The organism is Frigoribacterium sp. VKM Ac-2859 (assembly GCF_013204925.1).
Lineage (GTDB): Bacteria > Actinomycetota > Actinomycetes > Actinomycetales > Microbacteriaceae > Frigoribacterium.
Genome location: NZ_JABMLC010000002.1, coordinates 55,576 through 67,685, shown reverse-complemented (window position 1 = coordinate 67,685; position 12,110 = coordinate 55,576). Strand labels below are relative to the sequence as shown.

The following is a 12,110-nucleotide window of genomic DNA, read 5'->3' as shown; positions in this document are numbered from 1 at the left end:
CGGCCTGTGCCGGCTCGGCCCCCGCGCCGGCTCGGCCCCTGACCCGGTCAGGCCCCGGCCACCCCGAACTCGTCGTCGAGGGCCGCCAACTCCCGGTCGACGCGTGCTCTCAGGGCGTCTTTCTCGACGGCGGGCAGCCAGCTGGCGTCGACGCCCGCGGAGGCCATCGAGCGCACCTGGTCGGCGGTGGCCCCGATCTGTTCGTGCACGATGCGGTACTCGGCGGCGAGGGTCGTCGGGAACATGCCCGGGTCGTCGGAGGCCGGCACGACGTTCAGGCCCGCCTCGAGCATGGCCTCGATGGAGGCGCGGCGCCAGGGACGCCACGACCGTCGCGAGGTCGTCGACACGACGGTGAACGTCACCTGCTCGTCGCGCACGCGTGCGACGACCTCGTCGTCCTCGAGCACGTAGTACCCGTGGTCGATGCGGTCGCAGCCGAGCTGGTCGAGGCACGTGATCGTGTTGACCGCCGTGGGGGAGTGCTCGGACGAGTGCGCCGTCCGGCCCAGCCCGGCCTCGCCCGCGAGTCGGTAGGCGTCGACGAACCGCTCGGGTGGCCCGCTCGTCTCGAGGTTGTCGAGACCGATCCCGGCCACGTACTCGTGCGGGTGGTCCACCACCTGACGGACGAGCTCGAGGGCGTGCTCGCCGCTCCTGCTGCGGTCGATGCCCTGGATCATGCGCCCGGTCATGCCGAAGTCGCGCTCGGCGAGCCGGATGCCCTCGGCGTAGGCCTCCACCGAGCCGGTGTAGCCGAGCGAGGCGAGGTGCGGCGGGACGGCGTCGAAGAACAGCTCGAGATGCCGCGTCGCACTCGCGTGGTGCGCGTCCTCGAAGGCCTCGTAGACGATCCGGGTGAGGTCGTCCGCGTCGCGGAGCACCTCGACGACCCAGTTCGAGGCCTGGAACAGCGAGTACGACACCTCCGGCTCGTCGACGCTGCGCCCCTGCGGCACGGGGATGCGCGTGTCGCGGTAGAGAGCCGGGTCGGGCGGGAGCGAGTTGATGTCGGCGAAGATCCGCTCGGGCTCGTCGGGCAGGCCGAGACCCTCGCGGCGGGCCAACTCGGCGAAGGTGCTCGCGCGGACCGTCCCGATCAGGTGGCAGTGCAGGTCGACCTTGGGCATGCGGTCCAGGTAGGCCGGGGGCAGGGTGGTGTCCGTCACCGCGAGGTCACCTCGCGGGCGAAGCGGTCGACCCAGTCCGAGCGGGTGGGGACGAGTTCGGTCGGGTCGAGGGTCGAGTAGCCCGCCGCGACCGGGTCGGCGGCGATGTCTCCGACGACGGCCTCGATCGTGTCGGGCACGGTGGCGCCCGGGGCGACCGGCAGGTCGCCGACGATCTCGGCGGACGAGGTCTGCGCCTCGACCGAGAGCAGGTAGTCGATGAACTGGTTCGCACCGTCGACGTTCTCGGCGCCGGTCGGGATCATCGCGCGGTTGGTGGCCATGTAGCGGCCGGTCGCGGGGGCCGTCCAGGCGATCGGTTCGCCGGACTCGACGAGGTCGGTCGCGAAGCCGCTCAGGGAGTCCGCGGCGACGATCTCGCCCTGCGTCAGCAGGTTGGTCACCTCGGTGGAGGAGCTGTAGAACTGCAGCACGCCGGGGGCCCAGTCGCCGAGCCGGTCGAGGGCCGCGTCGATGTCGTAGGGTCCGTCGCCGTACTCCTCCGCGACGCCCGAGACCATCAGCTGGCCGGCCGTCACCGAGATGTCCGGCAGGGCGACCTTGCCCGACAGGTCCTCCTCGCCGTACAGGCTCCACTGCGCGGCCTCGTCGGCGGTCAGCTCGTCGGTCGAGTACATCGTCCCGTTGAGCTGGTAGCTGTAGGCCGGGCCGAGGTACGAGTCCTCCTTCGCGAAGTCGGCGATCTCGTCGAGCGACGGCACGGCCGAGGCGTCCACCTGCTGGAAGAGGTCGTCCTCCTGGCCGAGTGCCGCGTAGTAGTCCGAGATCAGCATGACGTCCACGTCGGGCTGCCCGCCCGCGACCTGCAGCTGGGACAGGCGATCGGAGTTCGATCCGGTGTCGACGACCACCTCGATGCCGGTCTTCTCGGTGAACGGGTCGATGACGGCTTCCTGGAACTCCTCGACGCCGAACGGGAACGTGCTCACGGTGATCGTGTCGGCGTCGGGCTCGCCGCCGCCGTCGGCGGAGCAGCCGGCGAGCACGAGGGTCGTCGCGGCGACGCCGGCGACGATCGCCAGGCGGGTGCGGAGGGTGGAGGTCATGGTCGTGTCCTTTCGGGGCGGTCTCGGCGAGACCGGGCGGTGTGGAACGCGGGTGGGTGGGACGGTGGAGGGGAGACCCGAGGAGGCGCGCGCGGCTCCGCGCACCGGGCGGGTCAGTCGGCGAGGGCCACGAGTCGCGACGCCGGCGCCGAGACGGTCACCCGGTCGCCGATCGCGACCGTCTCGGAGCCCGTGCTGCGGACGTCCGACAGCAGGCGCACCTCGGTACCGGCGGCGTCGACGGCCTGCACGGTGACGAGCAGGTCGACCCCGCGGTACGCGACGTCGGTGACGACCCCGGCGAGCTGCAGGCCGTCGGGCACCGCGCCTCCTGCGGGGGTCCCGGGGACGACCCCGAGGTGCTCGGGGCGGATCGCGAGCAGCGTGCCGTCGGCCGCCGTGACGAAGTTCTCGTAGCCGAGGAAGTCGGCGACGAAGCGGTTCGCCGGGTTCGGGAACACGTGCTGGGGCGAGCCCTGCTGCATGATCCGGCCGGCCCGCATGAGGACCATGTCGTCGCTCATCTCGAGCGCTTCGTCCTGGTCGTGCGTGACCAACACGACGGTGAGGCCCGTCTCGCCCTGGATGCGGCGGATCTCGGCGCGCATCTGGACGCGAAGGCGCGCGTCGAGGTTCGACAGGGGTTCGTCGAGCAGCAACAGCTTCGGCCGGATGGCGATGGCGCGGGCCAGCGCGACGCGCTGTTGCTGGCCGCCCGAGAGCTTCTTCGGCTTGCTGCCGGCGAGGTGGGCCAGGCCGACCAGGTCGAGGGTCTCCATCACGCGACGGCGGCGCTCGGCGGTGTCGACGCCGCGCAGCTTCAGGCCGTAGCCGACGTTGTCGGCGACGCTCAGGTGCGGGAACAGCGCGTAGGACTGGAACACCATGCCCAGGTCGCGCTTCTCGGGTGGGGTGCGCGTGCTGTCGACGCCGGCGATGCGGATCGTCCCCGACGTCGGGGCGGCGTAGCCGGCGAGCATGCGCAGGCTCGTCGTCTTGCCACATCCGCTCGGGCCGAGCAGCGTCGTGAGCTTGCCCTCGGCGATCGACAGGTCGATCGAGTCGACGGCGGTGAAGTCGCCGAAGACCTGGCTGACGGCGACGAATTCTGCTGCGGTGCTCATCTGTTGATGCCTCCGAAGATCTTGGCGAAGCCGACGGTGCGTTCGGCGATGACGGCGATGACGACGGTGCCCGCGAGGATCAGCGTGGCCATCGCCGCGACCATGGGGTCGTAGCTCTGTTGCACGTAGTCGAGCATCGTGACGGGCAGGGTGCGGAAGTCGCGGCTCTGCAGCAGCAGCGACAGGGGCACGTTGTTGAACGAGGTGACGAAGCTGAGCAGCGCCGCCGAGAAGATGCCGGGCCGCAGCAGGGGCAGGGTCACCGTGACGAAGGCCCGCAGGGGAGACGCGCCGAGACCGCGGGCGGCCTCCTCGAGGGCGGGGTCGGCCAGTGCCAGGGAGGCGCCGGTCACGCGGACCGCGTAGGGCAGCATCAACACGGTGTGCCCGATCAACAGCACGGGGAAGGCGTCGAGGCGGAACCCGATGACGAGCTGCTGGTAGAGCGCGAGCCCCACCACGAGCTCGGGGACGATCAGGGGCGACAGGAACAGCGCCTCGACGAGGCCCTTGCCCGGCAGCCTGCCGCGATGGATCGCCAGGGTCGCGGGGATGCCGACGAGCAGGGCGAGCACGGTGGCGATCAGGGCCAGCTGGAGGCTCGAGACCAGGGCCTGGGTGAACGGGTCGTAGCCGAAGGCGGCCTCGAACCAGCGCAGCGAGAACCCCTGGGGCGGGAAGCGCAGGGTGCGTTCACTCGTGAACGCGGTGGCGACGACGAAGAGGATCGGGACGATCATCACGACGTAGCCCGCGACGGCGAGCGTGCCGGCGACCGGGCGGCGGGTGGTCACGAGGTGGCTCCCTTCCGGGCGACGAGCGACGACAGGCCGGAGACGACGAAGACCAACACGGTCATGATCAAGGCGGTGGCCGAGGCCCCGGCCCAGTCGATCGTCACGCTCGAGTACGAGAAGAGCTGGGTGGCGAGCATGCGTTGGCCCGAGCCGCCGAGCAGGTACGGGGTCGTGTAGGCGGTGACCGAGCCCGCGAAGACGAGGGTGGCCGCGACGACGACGCCGGGCAGAGAGAGGGGCACGACGATGCTCCAGAAGGTTCGGGTGCGGCTCGCGCCGAGTCCGCGGGCGGCGTCGTCGAGTCCCGGGTCGACCTGGGCCACGGCCGAGTAGCACGAGATGATCGCGAGCGGCAGGAACAACTGCGTCAGACCCAGGACGATCGCCAGCTCGGTGTAGAGCAGTTGCGGGGCCTCGTCGACCAGGCCGAGCGTCGTGAGCAACTGACCGATGGCGCCGTTCTTGCCGAGCACCACGAGCCACCCGAAGGTGCGGACGACGTTGCTGAGCAGCAGTGGGAAGATCGCCAGGGCGAGCAGGACGCCCGACCAGCGCGAGGTCGAGCGCGCCAGCAGGTAGGCGACGGGGAAGCCGAGGGCCACGCAGATGACCGTGACGACCAGGCCGAGCCCCACGGTCCGACCGATGATGCGCAGGTCGAACGGGTCGGTGAGCATCTGGCCGAGGCGGCCGACGATCTCGCCGGCGGTCACGCCGGGTGGGGCGAAGAGCATCGCGAGCGACGGCACCGCGAATCCGATCAGCAGGAAGGCGAGGCCCGGCAGCAGCAACAGCAGCGCGGGTTTGCGGGACGTCACGGGTTGTCCTCCGATCGGTGTGGCCTCTGGGGGGATGCCGACCCCACCTCGGGTGAAACCGGTTACATCGACCCTAAGGGCGCTGGTGGCCTGCGTCGGCCCCGCCGTGTAAACAGCTTGTTACAAGCGACGGACCGTCGCGCGGGACCGGTTTCACGAAGGCCCTAGGGTGGTGGGCATGACTGGGGCAGGGCGGCTCGCGACGCTGGCGGACGTGGCGACGCTGGCGGGCGTGTCGAAGGCCACCGCCTCTCGCGTCCTCAGCCGCCCCGAGCTGGTGTCGCCCGACACGGCCGGACGCGTGCTCGCCGCCGCCGAGAAGCTCGGCTTCGTGCCCAATCGGGCGGCCCGCCAACTCGCGAGGGGGCGCACGGGCGTGGTCGCGCTCGTCGTGCCGACCCTCGACAACGCGTTCTTCACGCCGATCATCGCCGGGGCCCAGGCCGCGGCGGGCGAGGCCGACCTCCAGCTGACGGTCGCCGTCCACCCGCTGGCCGAGGCGGGCGAGCTGGCGGCGTTCGAGCGGCTGTCGCACCAGGTCGACGGGTTCATCGTCGTCGCCCCGCGCGGGGCCGACGACGTCGTGCGGGCCGCGACCGGCCACAAGCCGACCGTGCTCGTCGACCGCGAGGTGGCCGGGGTGTCGTCGGTCGTCGCCGACACGGCGACCGCGTTCGGCTCGCTGGTCTCGCGCTTCGTCGCCGAGGGGCACGAGCGCGTCGTCTACCTCGGCGGGCCCGACGGCTCGTGGCAGAACACCCAGCGCACGGCCGCGGTGGTCGACGCGGCGGCCGGCCGGGCCGAGCTGACGGTGCTGGGTCCCTACCCGTCGACCTTCGAAGCCGGCGTCCGGGCGAGCGACCACGTCCTCGCCTCCGGGGCGACGGCCGTCGTGCCCTACGCGACGGCCATCGGACTCGGCCTGATGTTCGTCCTCCGGGCCGACGAGCACCGCGACCGCTCCGTGACGGTCAGCTCGGAACGCATGGTCGTCGACGCCCTCGGTCTGGTCGGGGTCCCGGCGATCGACGTCGACGGCGAGCACCTGGGGCGGGTCGCGGCCGGCCGCCTGCTCGAGCTGCTGGCACCGGGTGGGCCGTCCGAGCCGACCTCCACGCGCCTCCCGGTGCCGGTCCGCTGGCCCTGACCTCGACGACGGGCTCCGGACGGAGCCCGAGGCGGCTCGGCGGGAGGCGGCCGGGCCGGAGGAGGCTCGGCGGTGGGCGGTGGGCGGTGGGCGGTGGGCGCCTCAGCGGGAGGCGCCTCAGCGGTAGTCGGCGGGCCAGGCGAAGGCCGGAGGCGCGCTGACGGTCTCTCCGATCGGCGCGAGCACGAGGTCGATGCGTTCGAAGTCCCGCAGCGGGATGCCGGCCGGGTCGGACGTGTAGGGGCTGCCGCCGACGAAGGTGTGCAGTTCGAGCCCGTCGTCGTGCCCGAGCGACCCGACCCCGCGTCCGTCGAGGGCGACGTCCCACTCGCTGAACAGTTGGCCCAGTACGAAGGTCTCGCGGGTGGGGGACTCGACGTGCACGATGCCGCTCGTGTCGTGCGTGTGGATCTCGGCGGCGAACTTCGCGTCCGAGTCGTGCCCGATGTCGCCGGGCACGGTCACCGCCTGCCCGTCGACGGTGATCGAGAGGTGCGTGTGCACGTGCATGGCGAGGTCCTGGCCCCAGACGTTCTCGAGACCGGCGGCGGCGGCCCGGGTCTCGAGCCGGTCGGTGGCGGGTCGACCCCACGGAGGCGCGGTGACGGCCCCTCGGACGTTCAGCGGGTTGCCGCTCTGCACCACGGCCACCCCGACCCCGCCCGCCACGAGGACGACGAGGGCGAGCAGCCCCGCGAGCACCTCGCCCGAGAGACGCCGACGAGGTCGGCGCGTACGGTCGCTCATCGGGTCGGACCGGCCTCGGCCTCGGAGGTGCTGCGGACGCGGTCCACGAGCTCGCGCCACGGCCCCGTGACCTGCTGCTCGGGCAGTTTGGCCTTGCGGGTGGGCCGGGTCTCGGCCGTGATGACCCAGACGAAGCGATCGGGCTGCACGGCCTGCGCGGCGGCCGGGGCCTGCGACCAGGGCACCTGGTCGATGAGGACGAGCCACGACTCGGTGTCGGGCTCGGAGTCGACGTCGACCGTCCAACTGCGGGTGAGACCGGCGAAGCCACCGGAGCGCGACACGGTGACCTTCATGGGCGCGATGCTACTCCGGCCGTGTCCGGGGCAGCAGGGTCTCGTGCCGGTCGGCGTCAGCTGGCCGGGGTGACCCCGACGCCCTTCCACCCGGCCGACGTCGCGCGGGTCTCGTCGGAGTCCGCTCCGTACCGTGTGGTCGCAGCGTCCACGGTGGCCGCCGCGAACTGCGCGAAGGTCGCCTCGGTCGACAGCGTGCCGCCGGTCAGCGTGTCGTACCAGATCTGCCCGGCCCGCAACCAGGCCTCGCCACCGAGCGCCTCGGCGACGAGGTAGAAGGCCCGGTTGGGGATGCCCGAGTTGAGGTGCACCCCGCCGTTGTCGTCGGTGGTCTCGACGTAGTCGTCCAGGTGGGCGGGTTGGGGGTCCTTCCCGAGGACGTCGTCGTCGTACGCGGTGCCCGGGGCCTTCATCGACCGCAGCGCCCGCCCCTGCACCTCGGCGGTGAAGAGCCCTTCGCCGATGAGCCAGGTCGCGTCGTCGGCGGTCTGCCCGAACAGGTGCTGCTCGACGAGCGCCCCGAACACGTCGCTGACCGACTCGTTGAGCGCACCCGACTGCCCCTGGTAGGTGAGGTTCGCGGTGTACTGCGTGACGCCGTGGGTGAGCTCGTGCCCGATGACGCTGACCGAGGCCGTGAAGCGCCCGAAGACTTCGCCGTCGCCGTCGCCGAACACCATCCGCTCGCCGTTCCAGAAGGCGTTGTCGTAGTCCTGGCCGTAGTGGACGGTCGCGTCGAGCGGCAGCCCGGCGCCGTCGATCGACGAGCGCCCGTAGACCTCGTGGAACAGCGCGTAGGTCGCGCCGAGGGCGTCGTACGCCTCGGTGGCGGCGACGTCGTCGGTGGCGGGTTCACCCTCGCCGCGGACGCGGACGCCCGGCAGCTCTTCGGTGCCCTGCGCGTCGAACACCGTGCGCTCGAGCACGGACTCCACGCCGAGCGCCCCCCGGACGACCGGGGGAGTCGCGTTGCGGTCGACGGCCTCCATCGCGAGCAGCCCGTTCCGTGCGGCCTGCGGTGCCCGGTGCAGGCGGGGCGAATCGGCTTCGGCGAGGTGGGCGAGCAGGTACGGGGGGACGATGAACCGCGACATGCGTGCACTCTCGCACGCGCCTCCGACATCGGGCCCGACTGTTCACACGATCGTGACGTACCGGTCGGTCGCGCCTCGCGGGGACGGACGCAGCAGGGCTCGAGGGGCGGGGGGCGTCGTCCGCCCGACTACCGTTGAGGGCATGACCGTCACCGATGCCTCCTCGTTCGTCGACAGCAAGATCGCCGTCGTCCCCGACTTCCCGAAGCCCGGCATCCTCTTCCGCGACGTCACCCCGCTCTTCTCCGACGCCGACGCCTTCGCCACCGTGACGACGGCGCTCTCCGAGCCGTTCGACGGCGGGTTCGTCGCCGTCGCCGGCATCGAGGCGCGGGGTTTCGCGCTCGCCGGTGCCATCGCGATCGAGCAGGGCGTCGGCGTCCTCACGGTGCGCAAGGCGGGCAAGCTGCCCGGTGAGGTCCTCAGCGAGAGCTACGCCCTCGAGTACGGCGAGGCCACGCTCGAACTGCGTCCGAACCAGATCCCGGCGGGGTCGAGCGTCCTGATCGTCGACGACGTGCTGGCGACCGGCGGCACGGTCGAGGCGACCGTCACCCTGCTCGAACGAGCGGGCTACGTCGTGGCCGGCGTCGCCGTGCTGCTCGAGCTCGACGGTCTCGGTGGCCGGGCCCGCCTCGAGGGCCACGTCCCGGTGCACGCCCTGTCGTCCGCCCCCGCCTGACCTCTCGCGTCGGCCGCCGGGCGCCGGTGGCCGTCCGACCTCAGGCGAACGACCGGGCGGCCTCGAGCGCCCCGGGGAAGAGCAACCCCGCCCCGCCCAGCAGGCAGCCCAGGGCGACGAGCACGAAGAACCCGACCCAGACGACGCCCGGCACCCGGGTCAGCCCGGCGAGCTGGTCGGCGTCCGACGCGGTCGAGCGTGAGCGCCGCCGGCTGCGCTGCAGCTCGAGCGACGCCCGCAGCGCGCCGAAGCCGAGGACCGACGTCACGACGAGTCCGAACACCGCCTGCCAGGTCGGCGACGCGAAGAACGTCACGGCGACGACGAGGGCGGCGCCGAGCAGCACCACCCAGAGCCCGAACCAGTTGCGGATCTGCACGAGCATCAGCGCGAGCAACAGCAGCAGGGCCCAGAGCAGCCCGGCCGCGTAGCCGGCCGACAGCAGCCACGCGGCGCCCAGGGCGGCGATCGCGGGTGCGGTGTAGCCGGCGAGCAACGTGATGACCATGCCCGCCCCGGTCCGCGGCCCCTTCGACACGGTCAGGCCCGAGGTGTCCGAGTGCAGTCGGATGCCCGTCAGCCGACGACCGGTCAGCACCGCGGCGAGGCCGTGCCCGCCTTCGTGCACGACGGTGACGGCGTGCCGCACCGTGTGCCAGGTGCCCGGCAGCAGCACGAGCAGGAGGCCGGCGGCGACGCTGCCGAGCAGCCACGAGCCGGGCAGGGGGGCGGCGAGCTGGCTGATCCGGGCCCAGAGGTCGGTGAGTGCGTCCACCCGACGAGCCTAGGAGGCGCGGTGCGCGGGGTCGCGCACCGACGAGCCTAGGAGGCGCGGTGCGCGGGGTCGCGCACCGCGCCTCCTCGGCCCTGCCGCGGTCGCCCCCGGGGCGGGTCGTCCTCCAGGCTGATCTTCGGCCGTTCCGGGCGTCCTCCCACCGACCGGTGCCGCACCATGGACGGATGCGTCGCGCCGTCCTCCTCCTGCTCACCCTCGTCTACCTCGCCGGGGTCGCCTGGATGACCCTGCGACCGAGCGTCTACGACGCGGACACCGGGGCGTTGCTCTGGCGGGCGCTCGACGTCTTCGCCCGGCACGACGAGACCTCGTGGATCACCTTCGCCCGGGTCGAGGCCGCCGCGAACGTGGCGATGTTCGTGCCGATGGGCATGTTCCCGGCGCTGCTGCTGCCGAAGCGCTTCTGGTGGGTCGGCATCGTGGTCGGGTTCGCCGCGACGGTGGGCATCGAGACCGTCCAGGCGACGTACCTGTCGGCCACGCGCTTCTCCGACCCGCAGGACCTCGTCATGAACACCCTCGGGGCCGCGATCGGCGCGGCGTTCGTCGGACTCGTCCTGCCCCGGCGGCGTCGGGGTCGGGGACGGGGCCGATCGCGACAGGGGTCGGCGGCGCCCGTCTGGTAGGCTCCTCAGGTTGCCGTCTGAACGGCCGCGGAGAAAGAGAGCTCGCACATCCGGTGACGAGCACCGCGCAACGAATTGAAAGGGGATCCCTCCATGGCACTCGCACCTGACGTCAAGACCCGGATCATCGAAGAATACGCGACCCACCCCGGCGACACCGGATCCCCCGAGGTCCAGGTCGCCGTGATGACGCAGCGCATCCTCGACCTGACCGAGCACCTCAAAGAGCACAAGCACGACCACCACTCGCGTCGTGGCCTGCTGCTGCTCGTCGGCCAGCGCCGTCGCCTCCTGGGCTACCTGTCCAAGGTCGACATCGAGCGCTACCGTACGCTCATCGGTCGTCTCGGCCTGCGCCGCTAGTCTTCGCGCTCCGAACGTCTCGACGACGGCCCTCTCGGCACGCAGCTCCGGCTGCACGCCGAGGGGGCCGTTCTCTCGTTCCGGGGGAGGGGCGGTGCCCGTGCCCGAGGGCAGGTGCGGCGCTCAGTACCAGTTGTTCGCGACCGAGTGCGCCCACGCGGCGCACATCGTGCCGTAGCGGCCCTGGATGTACCCGATGCCCCAGTCCACCTGGGTGCGGTAGTTCGTCTGCCAGTCCAGTCCACTCGAGGCCATCTTGTTGCCGGGCAGGGCCTGGGGGATGCCGTAGGCACCGCCCGACGGGTTGGTCGCGTTGGTGCGCCAGCCCGATTCTTTGTTCCAGAGCTGGACGAGGCAGGTGTACTCGGCCCCGGACCCGACCTTCGTGGCCGCGTAGGCCTTGGCGCCCGCCGGGTCGTTCACCGCTCCGGTCGGGGGAGGCGTCGCTCCGCCGGGACGTCCCGTTCCGGGGACGGTCGCACCGCCCCCGGACGATCCGCCACCCCCGGACGATCCGCCACCTCCGGACGATCCGCCACGCGACGGCGCCTTCGCGGCGGCGGCGGCCTGGGCCTTCGCCGCGGCCTCCTGCGCCGCGTACGCCTGCTGCGCGGCGACCCCGGCCCGGTACTGCTGTTCGAGCTCCGCCGTCGAGTCCTTCAGGGCGGCGAGCTGGGCGTAGAGGTCGGTCGACCTCTGGGTGGCGCTGGCCACCTCGGCGTCCGCGGTCGCCTGCGCCGCGGCGGCCTGGTCGGCCGTGGCCCGGGCGTCGCGCGCGAGCGAGTCGCGCCGGTCGGCCGCGGTCGTCGCCTGCTCGCTGAGGGACGACACCGTGTTGCTCGCGGTCGTGGCGTCGGCGAGCACCGTCTGCCACCGGTCGCCGAGCTGCGTGAGCGAGCCCAACTGGTACAGCGCGGCCCCGGGGTCGGGCGACGTGAAGAGGTCGGTGCCCAGGGTCTGCGTGCCGCCGGTGCGGAACAGGCTGCCGGCGAGCTGGCCGGCCTCTCGCTCCGCCGTGTCGGCGGTGGCCCGCGCACGCTCGGCGTCGGCCGAGAGCTCGTCCGCTCGCTGCGACGCCGCCGCGAGGTCGGACTGCGCCGCCGCGTCGGCCTGGTCGGCGAGGACCGCCTCGTCGCTGCGGTCGGACGCGGCCTTCTCGAGGCTGTCGAGCGACGCGTCGATCAGGTCGACCTGCGCCTGGGTCGCCGCGGCGTTCCCCTTCGCGGCCTCGACCTGGGCCCAGGTCGGGTACCCCGCGGCGGACGCGGCGGACGGCGCCACGAGCGTCGTCAACACGAGAGCCAAGGAGGCGCCGGTCGCCACCGCGAGGCGGCTCGCGCGACGATCCCGGCCGGACCTGTCGTGAGCACGCATGGAGACGACC

At 72.5% G+C, this 12,110-nt stretch carries 14 protein-coding genes; 4 read left to right on the top strand and 10 right to left on the bottom strand.

The features are described 5' to 3' along the window. Positions 1-47 precede the first annotated feature (47 nt). From HQQ78_RS08215 to HQQ78_RS08195, 5 genes are all read right to left on the bottom strand, one after another. Positions 48-1,169, bottom strand: coding sequence for an adenosine deaminase (locus HQQ78_RS08215; RefSeq protein WP_371740487.1), 1,122 nt, complete (start codon positions 1,167-1,169; stop codon positions 48-50). Further along, positions 1,166-2,236, bottom strand: coding sequence for an extracellular solute-binding protein (locus HQQ78_RS08210; protein WP_173152377.1), 1,071 nt, complete (start codon positions 2,234-2,236; stop codon positions 1,166-1,168). The genes HQQ78_RS08215 and HQQ78_RS08210 overlap by 4 nt, the downstream gene beginning before the upstream one ends. Positions 2,237-2,349: 113 nt before the next feature. After that, a complete protein-coding gene (locus HQQ78_RS08205) occupies positions 2,350-3,360 on the bottom strand; it encodes an ABC transporter ATP-binding protein (RefSeq protein WP_173152374.1) in 1,011 nt (336 codons plus the stop codon). Continuing rightward, positions 3,357-4,154: an ABC transporter permease gene (locus tag HQQ78_RS08200; RefSeq protein WP_233568518.1), complete on the bottom strand. Its 798-nt coding sequence runs from the start codon at positions 4,152-4,154 to the stop codon at positions 3,357-3,359. The genes HQQ78_RS08205 and HQQ78_RS08200 overlap by 4 nt, the downstream gene beginning before the upstream one ends. Beyond that, positions 4,151-4,975 (bottom strand): ABC transporter permease, encoded by an 825-nt coding sequence (locus tag HQQ78_RS08195; RefSeq protein ID WP_235472234.1) that lies wholly within the window; start codon positions 4,973-4,975, stop codon positions 4,151-4,153. Before HQQ78_RS08195 ends, HQQ78_RS08200 begins: the two co-directional genes overlap by 4 nt. Before the next feature lie 178 nt (positions 4,976-5,153). On the opposite strand from HQQ78_RS08195, the gene HQQ78_RS08190 reads away from it, so the two are divergent. Then, the gene (locus tag HQQ78_RS08190; protein WP_173152371.1) at positions 5,154-6,122 is read left to right on the top strand and encodes a LacI family DNA-binding transcriptional regulator; all 969 of its coding nucleotides are present in this window, start codon (positions 5,154-5,156) and stop codon (positions 6,120-6,122) included. Between the two features lie 117 nt (positions 6,123-6,239). On the opposite strand, the gene HQQ78_RS08185 is transcribed toward HQQ78_RS08190, so the two are convergent. Genes HQQ78_RS08185 through HQQ78_RS08175 form a run of 3 tightly spaced genes read right to left on the bottom strand, consistent with a single transcriptional unit; the run spans position 6,240 to position 8,259 of the window. Next, positions 6,240-6,869 (bottom strand): hypothetical protein, encoded by a 630-nt coding sequence (locus tag HQQ78_RS08185; protein ID WP_173152369.1) that lies wholly within the window; start codon positions 6,867-6,869, stop codon positions 6,240-6,242. Next, positions 6,866-7,165 carry a protealysin inhibitor emfourin gene (locus HQQ78_RS08180; protein WP_056048144.1) on the bottom strand — a complete coding sequence of 100 codons (300 nt, stop codon included), beginning with the start codon at positions 7,163-7,165 and terminating at the stop codon, positions 6,866-6,868. Before HQQ78_RS08180 ends, HQQ78_RS08185 begins: the two co-directional genes overlap by 4 nt. Positions 7,166-7,221: 56 nt before the next feature. Further along, positions 7,222-8,259 (bottom strand): M4 family metallopeptidase, encoded by a 1,038-nt coding sequence (locus HQQ78_RS08175; protein WP_173152366.1) that lies wholly within the window; start codon positions 8,257-8,259, stop codon positions 7,222-7,224. Between the two features lie 142 nt (positions 8,260-8,401). On the opposite strand from HQQ78_RS08175, the gene HQQ78_RS08170 reads away from it, so the two are divergent. Further along, positions 8,402-8,941, top strand: coding sequence for an adenine phosphoribosyltransferase (locus tag HQQ78_RS08170; protein WP_054147222.1), 540 nt, complete (start codon positions 8,402-8,404; stop codon positions 8,939-8,941). Between the two features lie 40 nt (positions 8,942-8,981). Here HQQ78_RS08170 and HQQ78_RS08165 read toward each other — a convergent pair whose 3' ends face one another. Continuing rightward, entirely contained in the window at positions 8,982-9,716 is a 735-nt protein-coding gene (locus tag HQQ78_RS08165) for a M50 family metallopeptidase (RefSeq protein ID WP_173152362.1), read from the bottom strand. A 185-nt stretch (positions 9,717-9,901) separates the two neighbouring features. Between HQQ78_RS08165 and HQQ78_RS08160 the strand changes: the two genes are divergently transcribed. Together HQQ78_RS08160 and rpsO are read left to right on the top strand one after the other, a co-directional pair. Further along, positions 9,902-10,363 (top strand): VanZ family protein, encoded by a 462-nt coding sequence (locus tag HQQ78_RS08160; protein ID WP_056048134.1) that lies wholly within the window; start codon positions 9,902-9,904, stop codon positions 10,361-10,363. A gap of 93 nt (positions 10,364-10,456) precedes the next feature. Continuing rightward, entirely contained in the window at positions 10,457-10,726 is a 270-nt protein-coding gene (gene rpsO / locus HQQ78_RS08155) for a 30S ribosomal protein S15 (protein WP_043596660.1), read from the top strand. Between the two features lie 123 nt (positions 10,727-10,849). Here rpsO and HQQ78_RS08150 read toward each other — a convergent pair whose 3' ends face one another. Next, complete coding sequence (locus tag HQQ78_RS08150) at positions 10,850-12,100, bottom strand: hypothetical protein (protein WP_173152359.1); 1,251 nt, start codon at positions 12,098-12,100, stop codon at positions 10,850-10,852. Between the last annotated feature and the right edge of the window lie 10 nt (positions 12,101-12,110).

Coding starts and splice junctions, on each gene's coding strand:
- HQQ78_RS08210 (WP_173152377.1), bottom strand. CDS start 2,236: ATGACCTCCACCCTCCGCACCCGCCTGGCGATCGTCGCCGGCGTCGCC.
- HQQ78_RS08205 (WP_173152374.1), bottom strand. CDS start 3,360: ATGAGCACCGCAGCAGAATTCGTCGCCGTCAGCCAGGTCTTCGGCGAC.
- HQQ78_RS08190 (WP_173152371.1), top strand. CDS start 5,154: ATGACTGGGGCAGGGCGGCTCGCGACGCTGGCGGACGTGGCGACGCTG.
- HQQ78_RS08185 (WP_173152369.1), bottom strand. CDS start 6,869: ATGAGCGACCGTACGCGCCGACCTCGTCGGCGTCTCTCGGGCGAGGTG.
- HQQ78_RS08180 (WP_056048144.1), bottom strand. CDS start 7,165: ATGAAGGTCACCGTGTCGCGCTCCGGTGGCTTCGCCGGTCTCACCCGC.
- HQQ78_RS08175 (WP_173152366.1), bottom strand. CDS start 8,259: ATGTCGCGGTTCATCGTCCCCCCGTACCTGCTCGCCCACCTCGCCGAA.
- HQQ78_RS08170 (WP_054147222.1), top strand. CDS start 8,402: ATGACCGTCACCGATGCCTCCTCGTTCGTCGACAGCAAGATCGCCGTC.
- HQQ78_RS08160 (WP_056048134.1), top strand. CDS start 9,902: ATGCGTCGCGCCGTCCTCCTCCTGCTCACCCTCGTCTACCTCGCCGGG.
- rpsO (WP_043596660.1), top strand. CDS start 10,457: ATGGCACTCGCACCTGACGTCAAGACCCGGATCATCGAAGAATACGCG.
- HQQ78_RS08150 (WP_173152359.1), bottom strand. CDS start 12,100: ATGCGTGCTCACGACAGGTCCGGCCGGGATCGTCGCGCGAGCCGCCTC.